The sequence below is a fragment of the Streptomyces sp. NBC_01224 genome (assembly GCF_036002945.1).
GTDB lineage: Bacteria > Actinomycetota > Actinomycetes > Streptomycetales > Streptomycetaceae > Streptomyces.
Genome location: NZ_CP108529.1, coordinates 7,094,024 through 7,111,839 on the forward strand (window position 1 = coordinate 7,094,024; position 17,816 = coordinate 7,111,839).

The following is a 17,816-nucleotide window of genomic DNA, read 5'->3' on the forward strand; positions in this document are numbered from 1 at the left end:
GCCGCCGGCCGGGTGTCCGGCCTGCCCCGTACGGGCCACTGCCCGCCGCCCGTATCCCGCTGCCCCTGGACCTTCATGCCGACGACCGACGAGCCCGCCCGTACCCCTCGCCGCCCCTTGGGCCGCGGCCCGGGCGGTCGGCCCGCGCCGGGGCCGGCGGGGGGCGGGGGCATCGACGGTGAATCCGCCACCCCGTCTCTCCCCGAAGCCGCGGAAGCGTCCCCGGACCAGTCGGTGGCCGATGCGACAGCGCCCGCAGGCACCGCCGCCCCCGAGGTGCCGGTAACGCCCCCGGAGCCTGCCGTACCGACAACACCCGGCCCACCCCCCGAGTCCGTCGTACCGGCAGGAACCGCCGGCGCGCACCCCGGCCCCGCCGACGACGGGCGGTTCACTGTTCGGCTGGCGAACTTCGAGGGGCCGTTCGATCTGCTGCTGCAGCTCATCTCCAAGCACAAGCTGGATGTGACCGAAGTCGCACTGTCCAAGGTCACCGACGAGTTCATGGCACACATCCGTGCCATGGGGCCGGACTGGGATCTGGACCAGACCACCGAGTTCCTCGTCGTCGCCGCGACCCTGCTCGATCTGAAGGCCGCCCGGCTGCTGCCCACCGCCGAGGTGGAGGACGAGGCGGATCTGGCGCTGCTCGAAGCGCGGGACCTGCTCTTCGCCCGGCTGCTCCAGTACCGCGCGTACAAACGCATCGCGGAGATCTTCAGCGACCGGCTGGAGTCGGAGGGGCGGCGCTTTCCGCGGACCGTGGGGCTGGAGCCGCACCATGCCGAGCTGCTGCCCGAGGTCGTCATCAGCATAGGGGCCGAGGGGTTCGCCGAGCTGGCCGTGAAGGCGATGCAGCCGAGGCCCGAGCCGCAGGTGTACGTCGACCACATCCACGCGCCGCTGGTCAGCGTGCGGGAACAGGCCGAGATCGTGGTGGCGCGGCTGCGGGAGGCGGGGGAGATCAGTTTCCGGGTGCTCACCGAGGACGCCCAGGACACCCTCACCGTCGTCGCCAGGTTCCTCGCGCTGCTGGAGCTGTACCGGGAGAAGGCCGTAGCGCTCGACCAGGACGAGGCGCTCGGGGAGCTCCTGGTGCGCTGGGCCGGGGGAGAGGGGGCCGAGCCCGTCGTGACGGACGAGTTCGACACCGAGGTGCAGGACGTCTCCAAGGATGTGAAGGCATGAGTCAGCAGGACACCACCGGTTCCGGCGTCGCGGATCTTGAGCTCAAGCCCGCCCTGGAGGCCGTCCTCATGGTCGTCGACGAGCCCGCCACCGAGGAGCACCTCGCCAAGGTGCTGGAGCGGCCCCGCAGAGCCGTCGCCGACGCGCTGCGGGAGCTGGCCGACGAGTACACGGTGCAGCGCCGCGGTTTCGATCTGAGGCTGGTCGCGGGCGGCTGGCGCTTCTACACCCGCCCGGAGTACGCGGCGGCCGTCGAGGGCTTCGTCCTGGACGGGCAGCACGCCCGGCTCACCCAGGCGGCGCTGGAGACGCTCGCGGTCGTCGCGTACCGCCAGCCGGTGAGCCGGTCGAGGGTCTCCGCGGTCCGCGGCGTGAACTGTGACGGGGTCATGAGGACCCTGTTGCAGAGGGGGCTGGTAGAGGAAGCGGGCGCGGAACCCGAAACAGGTGCGATCCTGTACAGGACGACGAACTACTTTCTGGAGCGGATGGGCCTGCGTGGCCTGGATGAGCTCCCGGAGCTCGCGCCCTTCCTTCCCGAGGCGGACGCGATCGAGGCTGAGACGCTAGAGGGTGTGCCGTCGTTCGATCCGGACGCACCGGACACCCCGGATACTCACGCAGACGACAAGACGGATTTTTGATGCGAAGCAGTGGCAGGAACAGCGGAAGCAGCGGCGGCGGAGCCAGGAGCGGCGGCGGCAGGAGCGGCGGCAGCGGCGGCAGGAACAACAGCGGCAGCGGCAGGAACAGCAACCCGAACCCCCGGGTTCCCGGCTCCGAGCGCGACGACAAGCAGGAGCAGCGCCCCCGCCGGCCCCGGCCCGAGGAGCGGCGCTACGACGTGGGCAACGACAAGCCCGGCGGCGACGGCGGCACCCGCAAGGGCCGCGGCGCGGCCGCCCGCGGCGGCGCCAAGGGCGGCCCGAAGGCCGCGTCGGGCGGTTCCAAGGGCGGCGGCCGGCGGGCCCCGTACGGCGCCCCGGCCCGCCCGCGTGAGCTCGACGCCAAGATCGAGCAGCGCAACCGGGACAGGTATGCGAACAAGCCCGACATCAGGACGCCCAAGACCCACCCGGGCGCCGAGCAGGAGGGCGAGCGGCTGCAGAAGGTCCTCGCCCGGGCCGGCATGGGCTCGCGCCGCGCGTGCGAGGAGCTCATCGAGCAGTCCCGCGTCGAGGTGAACGGCCAGATCGTCGTCGAGCAGGGCATGCGTGTCGACGTGCACAAGGACGAGATCAAGGTGGACGGCCTCACCGTCGCCACCCAGTCGTACCTCTTCTTCGCGCTGAACAAGCCCGCCGGTGTCGTCTCCTCCATGGAGGACCCGGACGGCCGCCAGTGCCTCGGCGACTACGTCACCAACCGTGAGACGCGGCTCTTCCACGTCGGCCGGCTGGACACCGAGACCGAGGGCATCATCATGCTCACCAACCACGGCGAGCTGGCCCACCGGCTGACCCACCCCAAGTACGGGGTGAAGAAGACCTACCTGGCCGCCATCCAGGGACCGCTCCCGCGCGACCTGGGCAAGCGGCTCAAGGACGGCATCCAGCTGGAGGACGGGTACGCCCGCGCCGACCACTTCCGGGTCGTCGAGAACACCGGCAAGAACTACCTGGTCGAGGTGACCCTCCACGAGGGCCGCAAGCACATCGTCCGCCGGATGCTGGCCGAGGCCGGCTTCCCGGTCGAGCGGCTCGTACGGACGTCCTTCGGGCCGATCCCGCTGGGCGACCAGAAGTCCGGCTGGCTGCGCCGCCTCACCAACACCGAGGTGGGCATGCTGATGCGCGAGGTCGGTCTGTAACCCGGCTCCGTCCGTTCCAAGGCCCGCGGCCGGTTCCTGCTTTCGATTTTCGAACAGGAATCGGCCGCGGGCCTTTTGCTGTGGCAGTTCCGCCTTTATAGTCAGAGTGACTATTAAGGAGGCGGGAGTGAGTCTCGCGGAATTCCTCGATCCCCTGCAGCAACCTCTGGTGACCGTCCTTGACACCCCGGTCAGCTGGACCGAGGTGCTCGGCTTCGGCAGCGGAGCGCTGTGCGTCTGGCTCGTGGCCCGCCAGCACCTTGCCAACTGGCCGATCGGCATCGCCAACAACCTCTTCTTCATCCTGCTGTTCGCCCAGTCCGGTCTGTATGCCGACGCCGGCCTCCAGATCGTCTTCATCGCCCTTGCCGCGTACGGCTGGTGGACCTGGACCCACGGGGGTGGACCGGGGACGTCGGACCTGCCGGTGCGGCGAACCACGCGCACCGAATGGGCCTGGCTGTTCGCGGCAGGGGTGGTGGGGGCCTTCGCCCTCACCGTTCTGCTCGACCACGCCACCGACTCGACCGTTCCCTTCTGGGACGCCCTGACGACCGCGCTGTCCCTGACGGCGACGTACGGGCAGTGCAGGAAGCTCGTCGAGTCGTGGTGGCTCTGGATCGCCGCCGACGTGGTGTACATCCCGCTGTACGCGTACAAGGAGCTCTATCTGACCTCCCTGCTGTACGTAGGCTTCCTGACGCTGTGCCTGATCGGCCTGCGCAACTGGCAGCGTGATCTCGCCGTGCAGCAGCGGCAGCCCGTGGAGGTGGCGGCGGCACCCGGGTACGAGGTCGGCGTGGGCCGGGGGCGTGGGGGGTCGCTGTGAGTGGTCGGTTTCCACGGGGCAGTGGCGTGAAGCGCTTCGCGCACGGGCTCGTCCTCGGCAAGTTCTACCCGCCGCACGCCGGCCACCATCACCTCGTCCGTACCGCGCAGGACCGCTGCGAGCGGCTGACCGTCCTGGTCTGCGCCGCTTCCGTCGAGTCCGTACCGCTAGCCGACCGGGTGGCCTGGATGCGGGAGGTGCACCCGGACGTACGGGTCGTGGGGGCCGTCGACGACATCCGCATGGATCTCCATGACCCGGTGATCTGGGACGCGCACATGGCCGTCTTCACCGGGGCCGTGCCCGAGCCGGTGGACGCCGTCTTCACCTCGGAGTCGTACGGGGACGAACTGGCTCGCCGGTTCGGTGCCGAGTCCGTCTGCGTCGACCCCGACCGCACGGTCTTCCCGGTCTCCGGCACCGCCGTCCGCAAGGACCCGGTCGGCTGCTGGGACTTTCTCGAACCGCCCGTACGGGCCGCGCTCACCCGCCGGATCGTCGTCCTCGGCGCGGAGTCCACCGGTACCACGACGATGGCTCGCGCCCTCGCCGACCACTACCGGCGGCGCGGCGGCGTCTGGGCACAGACCCGTTACGTCGCCGAGTACGGGCGGGAGTTCAGCGAACAGAAACTGGCCGCGCTGCGCACCCGGTGGCCCGGGGCCCAGTGGGAGGACGTCGCCTTCACCACCGACGACTTCCCGCAGATCGCCCAGGTGCAGAACGCCAAGGAGGAGACGGCCGCGCGCACCGGGTCGCCGGTGCTCTTCTGCGACACCGACTCCTTCGCGACCACCGTCTGGCACGAGCGGTACATGGGCGGCCGCAACCCGCTCGTCGAGGAGACCGCCGACCGGGTCGCCCACCATCTGTGGCTGCTCACCGACCACGAGGGCGTCGCCTTCGAGGACGACGGGCTGCGCGACGGCGAGGAGCTGCGACCCTGGATGACCGACCGCTTCCGATCCGAACTGACCCGCACCGGAAGGGAGTTCATCGAGCTCACCGGAACCCACCAGGAACGCCTGGCCACCGCGGTCGCCGCCGTCGACACCCTGCTCGCCGCCGGCTGGAACTTCGCCGCACCCCTACCGGAGCACCGATGAGCGCCGGTGTCCCCGCAGGCTACGACCCGTACGCCTTCGAACCCTTCGCGGTCACGGTCGACCTCGCCGTCTTCACGGTCCGTGGCACCCGGCTGCATGTCCTGCTCGTCGAAAGGGGCGAGGACCCCTACAAGGGCCACTGGGCGCTGCCCGGCGGCTTCGTCCTGCCCCGCGAGTCCGCCGAGGACGCCGCACGCCGGGAGCTCGCCGAGGAGACCGGGCTCACCGAGGGCACCGTCTCGGCCCTCCACCTGGAACAGCTGCGCACCTACAGCGATCCGGACCGCGACCCGAGGATGCGGGTCGTCTCCGTCGCCTACGCCGCACTCGTACCCGACCTGCCCGAACCGCACGGCGGCGGCGACGCGGCCAGCGCCCAGTGGTGGGATGCCAAAGCCCCCGGCCCCCTCGCCTTCGACCACGACCGCATCCTCGCCGACGCACACGACCGGATCGGCGCCAAACTCGAATACAGCTGTCTGGCCACCGCCTTCTGCCCGCCCGAATTCACCCTGGGGGAACTCCAGCAGGTGTACGAGACGGTCTGGGGTGTCGAGCTGGACCGGCCCAACTTCCGGCGCAAGGTCCTCACCACCCCCGGCTTCGTCCAGGCCGTGGAGGGATCTCCGCGCCGCACCGGCGGACGGGGGAAACCGGCCGCGCTCTACCGGGCGGGTGCCGCTACCGCCCTGCACCCTCCACTCCTGAGACCGGAAGGAAGAACCACGTGATCGTGACCAGGACCATCACCAAACAGGCCGCCACCGGCGCACTGACCGGGCTCGCGCTCGGCGATGCACTGGGCTTCCCGACCGAGTTCAACAACGTGCCGTCGATCCTTGCCAAGTGCGGGCCGTGGCGCCGGATGCGACTGCCGAAGCCGGCGATCGTCACCGACGACACCCAGATGACGCTGGCCCTGGGGCGGGGCATCCGTACCGCCATGGACCGCGGGCTGCTCACCCCGCTGCGGCTGGTCCGCCCGGTGCGCGAGGAGTTCGTCGACTGGTACCACTCTCCCGACAACAACCGCGCCCCCGGCCGCACCTGCATGACCGCCTGCCGCCTGCTCGACAGCGACCGGCTCTGGCAGGAGGCGAGCCAGACCGGCTCAAAGGGCTGTGGCGCCAATATGCGGGTCGCGCCGGTCGGGCTCGTGCCGGGGCTGAGTGAAGAGCAGCGCTCCGGCGCCGCCCAGTTGCAGGCCGCCCTCACCCACGGCCACCCGACCGCCCTCGCCGCGTCCGACCTGACGGCCCGCGCGGTGTACCTGCTGGCGCAGGGTGCGGAGCCGATGGGCCTGATCGGGCAGCTGCGCAGTTACGCGTACGAGAACAGCAGCCGCTACCTCACGCGCTGGCTCGGCGACCTCTGGCGGTACGCGGGCGACTCCTCCCCGGAGCTGTACATCCAGCGCGGCTGGGACGAGTGCCTCACCGCCCTGGCCCGCGTCCAGGACGCCCTGCGCGAACCGTCCCCGGAGACCGATCCCTGCGAGACCACCGGCGACGGCTGGATCGCCGAGGAGGCCCTCGCCACTGCCTTGCACTGCTTCCTGCTCTTCCCCGAAGAGCCCGTCACCGCGCTGCGCCGGGCCGCCTGCACCCGGGGCGACTCGGACTCCCTCGGCTGCCTGACCGGCGCGCTTGCCGGGGCGCATCTGGGAGCGGGGGCCTGGCCCAAGGAGTGGTCGGAGCGGATCGAGTACCGGAGTGATCTGCTGTCGCTGGGGGCACTCTGGGACGCTTGATCCATGAGTACGGAAGGGGCTCATGAGGACATCCCTGCCCTGTGCCAGGGGTGGGGGAGGCGGGGCTGTTCACCCGTGGCCGGGCGACAGCGCGGACGCCCGGCGGGTGCGGATCAGGAATTCCTCCACGCGAGCCCGGTCCGGTCGTAGGGGGAGCGGGGAGTGCTCGGCCGCCTCGTCGTTCTCCTCGGCCAGGCGGCTCATGCGGCGTTCGACCTCCGGCCATGGCACCTCACCGCGCTTCACCGCCAGCAGTTCCTCCCGGGCCGGGCCCACCTCGATCACGAGCTCGCCCGTGCGCAGCAGATCCCGGCCGCTGGTCAGCAGCCGCAGCAGATGCATGGCGTGCTTCCAGCGCGGCGCCCCGTACTGCCGTACGTCCGCCTCCAGCTTTCTGTGCTGGCCCAATGCGTAGCGGACGAAGGTCTGATGGGCCAGCCGGGACAGGAACGCCCCGCGCAGGGAGAGGAGTTCACGGCCCACGGCGTCGATGTGTTCCACCAGCGGCGAGTGCAGGCACTCCAGCACATTGGGGTTGGCACGCAGGGCCAGCTCGCAGAAGCGTTCCAGCTCCCAGGAGAACTGCTCCTCCGCCGGGCCCTCGACATGCGTCGGTGGCTTGTCGAACCGCCAGAACAGCGGGGTCGGCGCCAGGAAGACGCCGCGCCGGTCGGTGTCGCTGCCGTCCGTGGCGAGCCCGAAGGCGCGTGAGCCCATCACGCAGGAGTAGACCGTGTGGTCGCGTACGAGGGCCTCGGCGTCAGCGCTGATCATGCCGGCGAGCGTACGTGAGCGAAAATCTGTTGCACCGGAAGATCCGCGGTGCCACGATCACCGCCATGACGATGATCGGAAAGGCTCACCGCGCCACTCTCCGGTGAGCGCGATGACGACACCTCCGTACCCCAGAGAAGAAGTAACCGCTCTGTACACCAGGTTCGAACACCTGCCGTACCCGGCCCGTATGCGGGCCATCGCCGAACACACCCGCGCCCTGGACGACGTCGCCTACCGAGCAGCGCACACGGCCCTGGACGCAGGGAACCCCGATGAACGCCGGCTGGCGCTGTTCCTGGCCGTCGTCCGCCGAGACCTCGACGCCGTCGCCCGGGCACTCACCGACCCGCTGCTCAGACCGCGCGCCCTGGCCGCCGCGATCAGACTTCCGGTTGACGAACATGCCCTGACGGCACTGGCGTTGGGCGATCTGAGGGACGTTCGCCATCACACGTACCGGATCCTGCGGCTGTCCCGGCGGTCCGCGCTCGCCGACCGGCTGCTCGCACAGGTCCACGAACGCCATGGCGACGACGACGCGGCCCGGCTGCTGCCTGCCTGCACGCCCGTCGCGGCCGAGCAGTGGCTGCCAAGGCTGGTCCAGGTGCCGCTCGGGGTTCTGCACGCCCTCGCCCGTACCGCACCGGCCGCACTCGCCGCCCATCTCGCCGACCGGTTGCCCGCGGGGCGCGCCGACCGGTCCGAACCCAGGGGCCTGCGCGGACGCAGCCGGTACCTCGTGACCCGCATCGGTGCCCGCGATCCGGCAGCAGGGCTGCTGCTGCTCGACCGGGCGCCTCATCTGGTCACCGGCACAGCGACGGCCGCACTGCTCCGCGCCCCCGCCGCTGTACTGGCCCTGCTGCGACGTACCGGCACCGAACGCCTGCCCCTGGCTCCGGAACCCTTGCCGCGGCGGGTGCTGAGCGCCCTCGCGGCCTGCACACAGGAGGACATCGCCCTGCTCGCGAGTGTCCTGCGCGTCGAATCCCCAGGGGGACGACGGGCCTTCGGGCAGGAACTGGCGCCGGAGCCGCTGCTCGCCCTGCTGCCACCGGCCCAGCGGCGGCGAGTGGTCGAATCAAGGTCGGCCGACGGGCTCACCGACTGGCGGGGCGAACTCGGCGGCGTCGCCTCCCTCCTCCCTGCCGACAGAGCAGAGATCGCCACACGCTGGCTGAACGGACGGGCCGGGCGCCGGACATATCCTCGCAGTCTCATCGCGGCCCTGCTCCCGCTGCCCGAGGGCGAGCCGCGCCTGCGGGAACTCGCCTCCGCGCACCGTCCGTTCGAACGCGCGGCCGCCTGGCCCGCGTTGCTGGACTGCGCGGCACGGCACGGCGATCCGGAGGAGTACGCGCGCGTCCTCACCTCCTGCGAACGGGCCTGGCACGACCAGGAGGAGGTACGCCGGGCGACTCTGGCCGCGGCAGGCTCCGTCCCGGAGCCGCTGCTGGACGCGGCACCGTACGCGGCTCTGCGGGACGCCGCGATGACCACGGTGCAGTCCCGCGACTCGACCCGGGCGTCGCTGGTGGCCGCCGAGGAGTGGCTGCGGCGAGCGGCGGTGAGCGCCGCCCGCAAGGGTGACCTGACCCGGGCCGAAGCCGTCATCGGGCTGCTGGTCCACGTGCTCGCCGACCCGCGCGGCCCCGGAACCGTCCGGCCGCTGCCGCTGGCCAGGGAAGCGGCCGTCGGCGTGTGGGAGCTCGGTGGTCCACGGGCCGCGCGAGCGCTCGTGCTGTTCGCGGCCCTGTTCGTACGTCATCTCCCGCACATCCCGGCCCTGGACGAGGCGATCGGCCGGGCGGCACGGGACCTGTCGCGCGGAAGACACGCCCGGCAGGCGGCCGACCTGTGGCTCGCGGACCCGGCTACCCGGGAGCAACGCTGCGCCGAACTCCTCGCTGCCGTTCCCCTGTCGGTCGTCGTGCCGGTCGTCTGGCGCACGGTCGCCCGTCGCCGTACCGATCTGCTCGACACGGTCCTGGACTCCGGGCTGCCGCCGCACTGGGCGCCACGGATGCGGCGGAGTGTTCTCGGGCGCTGGCTGCCGCGTCAGCGCGCCGCACTCGATGCGCAGCTGTCGCGCATCGCCGCCTCCGACGAGGTGCCGCTGCTGGAACGGACCGATGCCACCAGCCTGCTGGGGGAGACGGGCAGCCTGCGCATGCTGGCCGGGACGGCGCCGCAGCCCGTCGCGGCAGCTGCTCTCACCGCTCTGGGGGAGCGCGCCGCCGACAGCGGCGGAGTACCGGCCCATCCCGAGACCCTGGACTTCCTGCTCGGTTGCGCCGGGACCGGCGGGGTACGGGGGCGGGCCGCGATGACCGGTGTGCGGGCCATGCTCGGCACGGTGCCGGACGACGAGGCCGTTGCGCGGTTCAGCCGGGTCGTCATGGATGTCACCGGGTCCGTCGGCAGCCGGAAGGCGGCCGTGCGCGGGCTGTCCGCGCTGTCCTCGCCGACGGCCTTCGCGGCCGTGCTGGCCGGATGGGACGCACCCGGTCAGCATCGTGACGTCCACGCCACGATGGTCGGGGTGCTCGTGACCCGCATGGATGTCGCCGGTATCGCGGAGCGGTTCACGGCGCAACTGCACCATGCTGCGGTACGTGAACGGGTGATGGCGGCGCGGCCCGACCGGCCGTCGGCCGCCGACGCCCTGAGCAGATTCCTCGCGTACACGGTGGCGACGGGGGAGAAGGTGTCCGCGACGGCCGCCGCCCACGCGCTCCTCGGCACGGTGGTCACCGCCCCTGTCGGAGAAGTCATCGCCGCCGCGGTGACCGACAGCGGCCGTCCGCGCGGGGTCCGCGACGAGGCGGCGCGCCTGCTGTGCGAGTGGGCGACCACCCAGGAGGGGCGGTCGGCGCTGGAGGGCGCGCTCGATGCGGTGGTGAGCCAGGTCCGTTCCGTGGAGGAGGGGGAGCGGCGGGACGCCCTGCTGGTCCTCGACTCGCTGAAGCGGGGGCACGGGCCGCGCCCGGTCGCCGCCCTGGATGCCGTCACCGAGGCGCTCCGGGAGGCGGGGCTTGTCCATACGGCGTCCGGGGTGGCGCTGTCGGCGGCCCTGTCGTCGCTGACGCAGGCGGACGAGGGGATGGTCGAGCGGTGGGACCGGTGGCTGGCTCTCGCGGGGGAGCGGCCGGGAGCGCTCGATGCCATCCGGTACGAGTGGCGGGGGCCGCGGCCGGTGCTGCCGATCGCGGCGATCGGCACGGTGGTGGCTGCGCTGCGGGCGCGGGGGTCGGCCGTTGCGGGGCTGGCCGCGGTGGAGCTGGTGGTCCGGGCGGGCGGTGACACCCGGTGGGTGGATCCCTGGCCGGACCAGCTGGCCGCGCTGCGGGACAGCGAACATCCGGATGTCGCGGAGGCGGCGCTTCTGGCCGATGTCCGCCGGGCCGGTCCGACGACCGCTGTGTGACGGCGGACCCGCCCCGCTCAAGTGGCAGAAGCCCGGGTTCTGATCGACATTGTCGATAAATCATCCCCTCCGGAAAGGCAGAACCATGGCGGGCAACGACCTCGGCAGCCTGTTGGGCAGTTTGCTGGGCGGTGGCGGCCAGGGCGGCGCCTCCGGCGGCGCCGGGAACATCCTCGGCGCGCTGCTGGGCGCACTGGGCAACGGCCAAAGCGGTACGGGCGGCGGTGGCAACGCGCTCGAAGGCCTGATCGGGATGCTCACCAGGTCCGGCCTCGTCGACCAGGCGCAGTCCTGGGTCGGCACCGGTGAGAACCAGGCGGTCAGCGGCGCCCAGATCGCCGAGGCGCTGCCGGACGAGACCCTGCAGAAGGTCGCCCAGGAGACCGGGGTCTCCACGGAACAGGCTGCCGACGAGATCGCCAGGTCGCTGCCGACGGCGGTCGACAGACTGACCCCGTCGGGAGAGGTCCCGGAGGGCCGCTCGATCGAGGACCTGGTCCGGGAACAACAGCTCTGAGACCGGGGCGGCCGCAAGGGCCGTTCACTGGCAGAAGGAAGTGTTCCTCCGGAACACCCCGCGCGGCCGGAGGCCTTCGCCACCAGGCGGAGCCCTCCGGCCGACGCGCTCTGCCACGTGCGCGCCACCGCCCCGTCTCACGGGGAGAGCACCCCGGCCGCCCGCCGCGCCGCCCCTCTAGGCTGATCGTGAAGAAGGATCACGCAGGCGGACAGCAGGCGCGAGACGTACGAAAGAGCGAGGAGCACGACGTGGCGGTACGAGCGGTCCGTGGAGCCGTCCAGCTGGATCAGGACGAGGCCGGGCACATGGACGAGCGGGTCAGCGCCCTGCTCACCGCAGTCCTGGAGCGCAACAGCCTCGTCGCGGACGATCTGATCAGCATCTGGTTCACGGCCACCCCCGATCTGCACAGCGACTTCCCGGCCGCCGCGGCACGCGGGATCGGTATCGTCGACGTACCGCTGATCTGCGCACAGGAACTGGACATCGTGGGGGCCATGCCCCGTGTGGTGCGCATCCTCGCGCACGTCGAGACGTACCTTCCCAAGTCCGAGATCGCGCACGTGTACCTCGGCGCCACCGCCGCCCTCCGCAAGGACATCGCCCAGTGAGAACCGCCCTCGTCATCGGAACGGGCCTCGTCGGTACTTCCGCAGCCCTCGCCCTGGCCGGGCGCGGCATCCATGTCCACCTCGTCGACCACGACCCCGAATCGGCCCGCACCGCGGCCGCGCTCGGCGCCGGTACGGACGAGGCGCCCGAGGGGCGCGTCGACCTGGCGATCATCGCCGTGCCGCCCGCCCATGTGGCCTCGGTGCTGGCCACGGCCATGCGGGACGGCGTGGCCCGCGGCTACCTCGATGTCGCCAGCGTCAAGGGCGGCCCGCGCCGCGAGCTGGAGGCCCGCGGCGTCGACCTCACGCCGTACATCGGTACGCACCCCATGGCCGGCAAGGAGCGATCGGGCCCCCTCGCCGCCACCGCGGACCTCTTCGAGGGCCGCCCCTGGGTTCTCACCCCGACCCGTGACACCGACACCGAGGTCCTCAACCTCGCCCTGGAACTGGTCGCGCTCTGCCGCGCCGTACCGGTCGTCATGGACGCCGACGCGCACGACCGGGCCGTCGCCCTGGTCTCCCACACCCCGCAGCTGATCTCGTCGATGGTCGCCGCCCGCCTGGAGGAGGCCGACGAGACCGCCGTACGCCTCTGCGGTCAGGGCATCAGGGACGTCACCCGGATCGCCGCCTCCGACCCCCGGATGTGGGTGGAGATCCTCTCCGCCAACCCCGGCCCGGTCGCCGACGTGCTGGCCGGGGTCGCCGCCGATCTGGACGAGACGGTACGGGCGCTGCGCGGTCTGCAGTCCGGTGACGACGACAAGCGCCGCGAAGGCACCGAAGGCATCGAGGACGTACTGCGCCGCGGCAACGCGGGCCGGACCCGGGTGCCCGGCAAGCACGGGACGGCCCCCGCCTCCTACGAGATCGTGTCCGTGCTCATCAGTGACCGCCCGGGCGAACTGGCCGGGATCTTCGCCGACGCCGGGCGGGCCGGGGTCAACGTCGAGGACGTCCGCATCGAGCACGCCACCGGGCAGCAGGCGGGCCTGGTCCAGCTGATGGTCGAGCCGAGCGCGGCCCCCGAACTGAGCGCGGCACTGCGCGACCGTGGCTGGTCGCTGCGTCAGTAGGCCCGGGGCTGCGGGCCCGGGAGGCGGTTGTCCACAGGGGTGCAGAGGACCACTCCGACACTCGGTAACCTTGTGCGGGGCGGGTTCGCGCGCCCCCGTTCCGCCCACCCCGTGTACCAGGAAGGTGTCCACCACCGTGGAAACCGCAAGCGCCGCCGCCCGGACGGCCCCGGCCGCAGTGATCGTCGCCATCGACGGCCCCTCCGGCACCGGCAAGTCGAGCACGTCCAAGGCCGTCGCCGCCCAGCTCGGCCTGAGCTACCTGGACACCGGCGCCCAGTACCGGGCGATCACCTGGTGGATGCTGAACAACGGCATCGACGTGCAGGACGCGATGGAGGTGGCGACCGCCGCCGCCAAGCCGGTCATCGTCTCCGGCACGGACCCGGCCGCCCCGACGATCACCGTCGACGGCGAGGACGCTTCGGGACCGATCCGTACGCAGGAGGTCACTTCCCGGGTCAGCGTGGTCAGCGCGGTCCCCGAGGTGCGTGCGCGGATCACCGAGCTGCAGCGTTCCATCGCCGCCGCCGCCGAGGGCGGCATAGTGGTCGAGGGCCGCGACATCGGCACCACGGTGCTGCCCGACGCCGACCTGAAGATCTTCCTCACCGCATCGCCGGAGGCGCGCGCCGCCCGCCGCAGCGGAGAGGTCAAGGGCTCCGATCTCGCCGCCACCAAGGAGGCGCTGATCAAGCGGGACGCGGCCGACTCCGGCCGCAAGGCCTCCCCGCTGGCCAAGGCGGACGACGCCGTCGAGGTGGACACCACCGAGCTGACTCTCCCGCAGGTCATCGAGTGTGTCGTCACCCTCGTCGAGGAGAAGCGGACCGCGAAGTGACCCAAGCCACGGGCTCGCCCACGCTGCGCGGCGCAGCGGTCGGGCGCGGTATCGGCATCGGGCTGATGTACGGGCTGTGGAAGCCCCGCGTCCTCGGTGCGTGGCGGGTTCCCGCCTCCGGACCCGTCATACTCGCGGTGAACCACTCCCACAACATCGACGGTCCGATGCTGATGGGCACCGCGCCCCGGCCCGTCCACTTCCTGATCAAGAAAGAGGCGTTCGTAGGCCCCCTCGACCCGTTCCTGCGCGGAATCGGTCAGCTGAAGGTGGACCGCACGACCGTCGACCGCACCGCCATCACCCATGCCGTCGGCGTGCTGGAGAACGGCGGGGTGCTCGGGATCTTCCCCGAGGGCACCAGGGGCGAGGGCGACTTCGCCTCCCTGCGTGCCGGGCTCGCATACTTCGCGGTACGCAGCGGGGCGCCGATCGTGCCCGTGGCCGTACTGGGAAGCACCGAGCGCCGCGGACGGTTGATATCGGCACTGCCGCCGTTGCGCAGCCGGGTCGACGTCGTCTTCGGTGATGCCTTCGACGCGCAAGAGGGGGCGCGCAGCTCGGACAAGGGTGGTGGCGGGCGACGGGCGGGCAGCAGTGGGCGGCGGACGCGCAAGGCGCTGGACGAGGCGACGGTACGGATCCAGGGGCGGCTGACCGCCCACCTGGACCAGGCCAGGCGTTTCACCGGGCGCTAGGTAAGACTTGAGTAGTGGGCCGCGTGGTCGTGGCCCATCGATGATGATGCAAAGAGGAACGGACTTCATGAACGACCAGATTCACTCCGACGGCTCGGACCACGAGCACGGAGCGCTTGGCGAAGCCGAGTACGCGGAGTTCATGGAGCTCGCCGCGGAGGAGGGCTTCGACGCCGAAGAGGTCGAGGGCGCGATCGGCGAGGCCGGTCACGGACCGCTTCCCGTGCTCGCCGTCGTCGGCCGCCCCAATGTCGGCAAGTCGACGCTGGTGAACCGGATCATCGGGCGCCGTGAGGCGGTCGTCGAGGACAAGCCCGGCGTCACCCGCGACCGCGTCACCTACGAGGCCGAGTGGGCGGGCCGCCGCTTCAAGGTCGTCGACACCGGCGGCTGGGAGCAGGACGTCCTGGGCATCGACGCCTCCGTCGCCGCCCAGGCCGAGTACGCGATCGAGGCCGCCGACGCGGTCGTCTTCGTGGTCGATTCGACCGTCGGCGCGACCGACACCGACGAAGCCGTCGTCAAGCTGCTGCGCCGGGCCGGCAAGCCCGTCGTGCTGTGCGCCAACAAGGTCGACGGACAGAGCGGCGAGGCGGACGCCACCGCACTCTGGTCGCTGGGCCTCGGCGAGCCGCACCCGGTCTCCTCGCTGCACGGCCGCGGCACCGGCGACCTGCTCGACGCCGTACTCGAAGCACTTCCCGAGGCCCCCGCGCAGCGCTTCGGCACCGCGATCGGCGGACCGCGCCGGATCGCCCTCATCGGCCGTCCCAACGTCGGCAAGTCCTCGCTGCTGAACAAGGTGGCGAAGGAGGACCGCGTCGTCGTCAACGAGCTGGCGGGCACCACCCGTGACCCGGTCGACGAGCTGATCGAGCTCGGTGGCATCACGTGGAAGTTCATCGACACGGCCGGTATCCGCCGCCGCGTCCACCTCCAGGAGGGCGCGGACTACTACGCCTCGCTGCGTACCGCCGCCGCCGTGGAGAAGGCCGAGGTCGCCGTCGTCCTGATCGACGCCAGCGAGTCCATCAGCGTCCAGGACCAGCGCATCATCACCATGGCGGTGGAGGCCGGGCGCGCCCTGGTGATCGCGTACAACAAGTGGGACACCCTCGACGAGGAGCGCCGCTACTACCTGGAGCGCGAGATCGAGACGGAGCTCGCGCAGATCGCGTGGGCCCCGCGGGTCAACGTCTCCGCCGTCACCGGCAGGCACATGGAGAAGCTGGTTCCGGCGATCGAGACCGCCCTCGCCGGCTGGGAGACCCGCGTCCCCACCGGCCGGTTGAACGCCTTCCTCGGTGAGATCGTCGCCTCCCACCCGCACCCCGTACGCGGCGGCAAGCAGCCCCGCATCCTCTTCGGCACCCAGGCGGGCACCAAGCCGCCGCGCTTCGTGCTGTTCTCCTCGGGCTTCCTGGAGCATGGCTACCGGCGCTTCGTCGAGCGCCGGCTGCGCGAGGAGTTCGGCTTCGAGGGCACCCCGATCCACATCTCGGTGCGGGTCCGCGAGAAGCGCGGCCGCAACAAGTAGTACACAAGGCCCCGTGACGGAGCCCCGGACCGTTTCACATACGAAACGGTCCGGGGCTCCGTCGTACGGTCAGGCCTCTCGCGATCCCGACCCCGGGGGCAGCGCCGCAGGCTGGGCCCGCCCGGAGTGCCGGCCCACCCGCTGCCAGGAGCCGAGGCTGCCGGTGTGCGTGCTCGGGCCGCTGCCGTGTCCGGTGGCCCCGCTGGGTACGGAGAGGCCGCTGGAGAGCTCCGTGGTGAGGCCGGAGAAACCGGAGTGGCTGCTGAGCGGGACGCGGCTGCCGAAGAACCCGGCGCCGAAGGCCATGAAGCCGAGATGCTCCTCGCCGCTACGATCACCCGGCAGCGCCCGGAACGACCGGCGGTACTCGGAGTACAGCGCGTCGTAGATCGGGGTGTGGGACTGACCGCCCGATGGCTCCTGCGAGGGACGCATGGCAGGGATCGGGCTCGGGCGCTGGTGGGAGGAGTCGTATGAGTGCACGTATGTGCCAACGACCCCACTGTCCGTCGGATGCGGGCCCGGCGGAGAAATAGCTGTTCGCCGTGGGTGCGAAGAGCCGACGGCCATGATCAGGTCCCGGCCAGCGGCATTGCCGCGGCGACCAGGAGCCCGCTGCCGGCGGCCCTGTCCAGAGCGTCGCGCAGCAGGTCCTCGCGGGGCTGCTGGCCGATCGCCCCCGCCGGCGCGGCGAAGACGAGCACGGTCTGCGACTTGTTGGCCGCGGTCCGCCAGCCCTCGGTGACCTGGAGCGGCGCATGCGCCTGCCACCAGGCGACCGGGGCGCCGCCGCCGGTGCCGGGCTGGAGCACGGCGTGCAGCTGGCCCATGGCGAGCAGGATCGACCAGCCGTGCAGCACCGCGGGCATCTGGTCCATCCGGTGGACCGGGTGGAAGCCCTGTTCCAGCAGCAGCTGGAGGAATTCGTCGCCCCGGCTGCCGTCCGTGCCCGGGCGGGCGATCGCGCCGGTCGGCTCGACGACGAGGGCCGGGTGGAGCTCGTCGTCGATCAGGACGAGGCCGCTGGTGATTCCGAGGACGGCCTGTTCGGGGCTGAGGCCCTCCGGGTACTCAAGGTGCTCAGGGTGCTCCGCGTCGCTGCCGGTGATGCTGCGTACGGCGCCCTGCAGCTGCTCCTCGGCGATCTGGACGACCTGCGAGGGGATGCAGGTCGCGTGGGCGAAGGCGAGGACAGCGGTTTCGTCACCGACGAAGAGCACCGTGCTGGTGCGTTCCTGTTCGGAGTCGCCAGGGGTGCGGCAGGAGGTGCAGTCGTAACTGCCTGGGGTGTTGTCGCCGACGAGCAGCCGGTCGGCTTCGGCGTCGCCGATCTCGGCGCGTACGTCCTCGCTGACGTCGAGCATGCGCGGCACGGGTGGCTCCTCGAACTCGGTGCGTGCGCCGGGCGGTTCCCGGCTCATGCAGAAGACAACGGGCGATCTGCGGCCGGGGTCACGCGAGAAAGAGAACGTAATCGAACCATCCGGCGCAGAGGGTGAATCTCGGGATTCGATGGGCCAATTACGGCCCATTTCTCCTGATTGGTCGTACGGCGATGTGGTCGACTCGGCCATGGAGCGGTTCACTGATACATCGACAAATCAGGAAAACAGGTGAGTATGAGGATGGCTGAAACCAGC

The 17,816-nt window shown here is 71.5% G+C and carries 17 protein-coding genes; 14 read left to right on the plus strand and 3 right to left on the minus strand.

Going from position 1 to position 17,816, the window contains the following annotated elements:
• Positions 1-75 precede the first annotated feature (75 nt).
• The 7 genes from OG609_RS31940 (at position 76) to OG609_RS31970 (ending at position 6,683) form a co-directional block, all read left to right on the plus strand.
• Positions 76-1,188, plus strand: coding sequence for a segregation and condensation protein A (locus OG609_RS31940; protein WP_327276004.1), 1,113 nt, complete (start codon positions 76-78; stop codon positions 1,186-1,188).
• A complete protein-coding gene (gene scpB / locus OG609_RS31945) occupies positions 1,185-1,832 on the plus strand; it encodes an SMC-Scp complex subunit ScpB (protein ID WP_327276005.1) in 648 nt (215 codons plus the stop codon). The genes OG609_RS31940 and scpB overlap by 4 nt, the downstream gene beginning before the upstream one ends.
• Positions 1,832-2,998 (plus strand): pseudouridine synthase, encoded by a 1,167-nt coding sequence (locus OG609_RS31950; RefSeq protein ID WP_327276006.1) that lies wholly within the window; start codon positions 1,832-1,834, stop codon positions 2,996-2,998. Before scpB ends, OG609_RS31950 begins: the two co-directional genes overlap by 1 nt.
• A gap of 127 nt (positions 2,999-3,125) precedes the next feature.
• A complete protein-coding gene (gene pnuC, locus OG609_RS31955; RefSeq protein ID WP_327276007.1) occupies positions 3,126-3,827 on the plus strand; it encodes a nicotinamide riboside transporter PnuC in 702 nt (233 codons plus the stop codon).
• Between the two features lie 26 nt (positions 3,828-3,853).
• A complete protein-coding gene (locus OG609_RS31960) occupies positions 3,854-4,933 on the plus strand; it encodes an AAA family ATPase (protein WP_327276008.1) in 1,080 nt (359 codons plus the stop codon).
• Positions 4,930-5,664, plus strand: coding sequence for an NUDIX hydrolase (locus OG609_RS31965; RefSeq protein WP_327276009.1), 735 nt, complete (start codon positions 4,930-4,932; stop codon positions 5,662-5,664). The genes OG609_RS31960 and OG609_RS31965 overlap by 4 nt, the downstream gene beginning before the upstream one ends.
• Positions 5,661-6,683: an ADP-ribosylglycohydrolase family protein gene (locus tag OG609_RS31970; RefSeq protein WP_327276010.1), complete on the plus strand. Its 1,023-nt coding sequence runs from the start codon at positions 5,661-5,663 to the stop codon at positions 6,681-6,683. The genes OG609_RS31965 and OG609_RS31970 overlap by 4 nt, the downstream gene beginning before the upstream one ends.
• 69 nt (positions 6,684-6,752) lie before the next feature.
• Here the strand turns inward: OG609_RS31970 and OG609_RS31975 are convergent, their stop codons facing one another.
• Positions 6,753-7,457, minus strand: coding sequence for a nucleotidyltransferase domain-containing protein (locus OG609_RS31975; protein WP_327276011.1), 705 nt, complete (start codon positions 7,455-7,457; stop codon positions 6,753-6,755).
• Positions 7,458-7,569: 112 nt separating this feature from the next.
• Here OG609_RS31975 and OG609_RS31980 point away from each other — a divergent pair, with 112 nt between their 5' ends.
• From OG609_RS31980 to der, 7 genes are all read left to right on the plus strand, one after another.
• Positions 7,570-10,887, plus strand: coding sequence for a hypothetical protein (locus OG609_RS31980; RefSeq protein WP_327276012.1), 3,318 nt, complete (start codon positions 7,570-7,572; stop codon positions 10,885-10,887).
• Between the two features lie 85 nt (positions 10,888-10,972).
• A complete protein-coding gene (locus OG609_RS31985; protein WP_327276013.1) occupies positions 10,973-11,404 on the plus strand; it encodes a YidB family protein in 432 nt (143 codons plus the stop codon).
• Positions 11,405-11,655: 251 nt separating this feature from the next.
• Positions 11,656-12,018: a chorismate mutase gene (gene aroH / locus OG609_RS31990; RefSeq protein WP_327278257.1), complete on the plus strand. Its 363-nt coding sequence runs from the start codon at positions 11,656-11,658 to the stop codon at positions 12,016-12,018.
• Positions 12,015-13,100: a prephenate dehydrogenase gene (locus tag OG609_RS31995; RefSeq protein ID WP_327276014.1), complete on the plus strand. Its 1,086-nt coding sequence runs from the start codon at positions 12,015-12,017 to the stop codon at positions 13,098-13,100. Before aroH ends, OG609_RS31995 begins: the two co-directional genes overlap by 4 nt.
• A 124-nt stretch (positions 13,101-13,224) precedes the next feature.
• A complete protein-coding gene (cmk, locus tag OG609_RS32000; protein WP_327276015.1) occupies positions 13,225-13,941 on the plus strand; it encodes a (d)CMP kinase in 717 nt (238 codons plus the stop codon).
• Positions 13,938-14,639, plus strand: coding sequence for a lysophospholipid acyltransferase family protein (locus OG609_RS32005; RefSeq protein ID WP_327276016.1), 702 nt, complete (start codon positions 13,938-13,940; stop codon positions 14,637-14,639). The genes cmk and OG609_RS32005 overlap by 4 nt, the downstream gene beginning before the upstream one ends.
• A 67-nt stretch (positions 14,640-14,706) precedes the next feature.
• Complete coding sequence (der, locus tag OG609_RS32010; RefSeq protein ID WP_327276017.1) at positions 14,707-16,176, plus strand: ribosome biogenesis GTPase Der; 1,470 nt, start codon at positions 14,707-14,709, stop codon at positions 16,174-16,176.
• 69 nt (positions 16,177-16,245) lie between these two features.
• Here der and OG609_RS32015 read toward each other — a convergent pair whose 3' ends face one another.
• Both OG609_RS32015 and OG609_RS32020 read right to left on the minus strand, forming a co-directional pair.
• A complete protein-coding gene (locus OG609_RS32015; RefSeq protein ID WP_327276018.1) occupies positions 16,246-16,611 on the minus strand; it encodes a hypothetical protein in 366 nt (121 codons plus the stop codon).
• A 137-nt stretch (positions 16,612-16,748) separates the two neighbouring features.
• Positions 16,749-17,549 carry a hypothetical protein gene (locus OG609_RS32020; protein ID WP_327278258.1) on the minus strand — a complete coding sequence of 267 codons (801 nt, stop codon included), beginning with the start codon at positions 17,547-17,549 and terminating at the stop codon, positions 16,749-16,751.
• Positions 17,550-17,816 lie beyond the last annotated feature (267 nt).

Bases quoted from the DNA above. Each gene is read 5' to 3' on its own strand.
- OG609_RS31940 (WP_327276004.1), top strand. From the start codon at position 76: ATGCCGACGACCGACGAGCCCGCCCGTACCCCTCGCCGCCCCTTGGGC.
- scpB (WP_327276005.1), top strand. From the start codon at position 1,185: ATGAGTCAGCAGGACACCACCGGTTCCGGCGTCGCGGATCTTGAGCTC.
- OG609_RS31950 (WP_327276006.1), top strand. From the start codon at position 1,832: ATGCGAAGCAGTGGCAGGAACAGCGGAAGCAGCGGCGGCGGAGCCAGG.
- OG609_RS31965 (WP_327276009.1), top strand. From the start codon at position 4,930: ATGAGCGCCGGTGTCCCCGCAGGCTACGACCCGTACGCCTTCGAACCC.
- OG609_RS31975 (WP_327276011.1), bottom strand. From the start codon at position 7,457: ATGATCAGCGCTGACGCCGAGGCCCTCGTACGCGACCACACGGTCTAC.
- OG609_RS31980 (WP_327276012.1), top strand. From the start codon at position 7,570: ATGACGACACCTCCGTACCCCAGAGAAGAAGTAACCGCTCTGTACACC.
- OG609_RS31985 (WP_327276013.1), top strand. From the start codon at position 10,973: ATGGCGGGCAACGACCTCGGCAGCCTGTTGGGCAGTTTGCTGGGCGGT.
- der (WP_327276017.1), top strand. From the start codon at position 14,707: ATGAACGACCAGATTCACTCCGACGGCTCGGACCACGAGCACGGAGCG.
- OG609_RS32015 (WP_327276018.1), bottom strand. From the start codon at position 16,611: ATGCGTCCCTCGCAGGAGCCATCGGGCGGTCAGTCCCACACCCCGATC.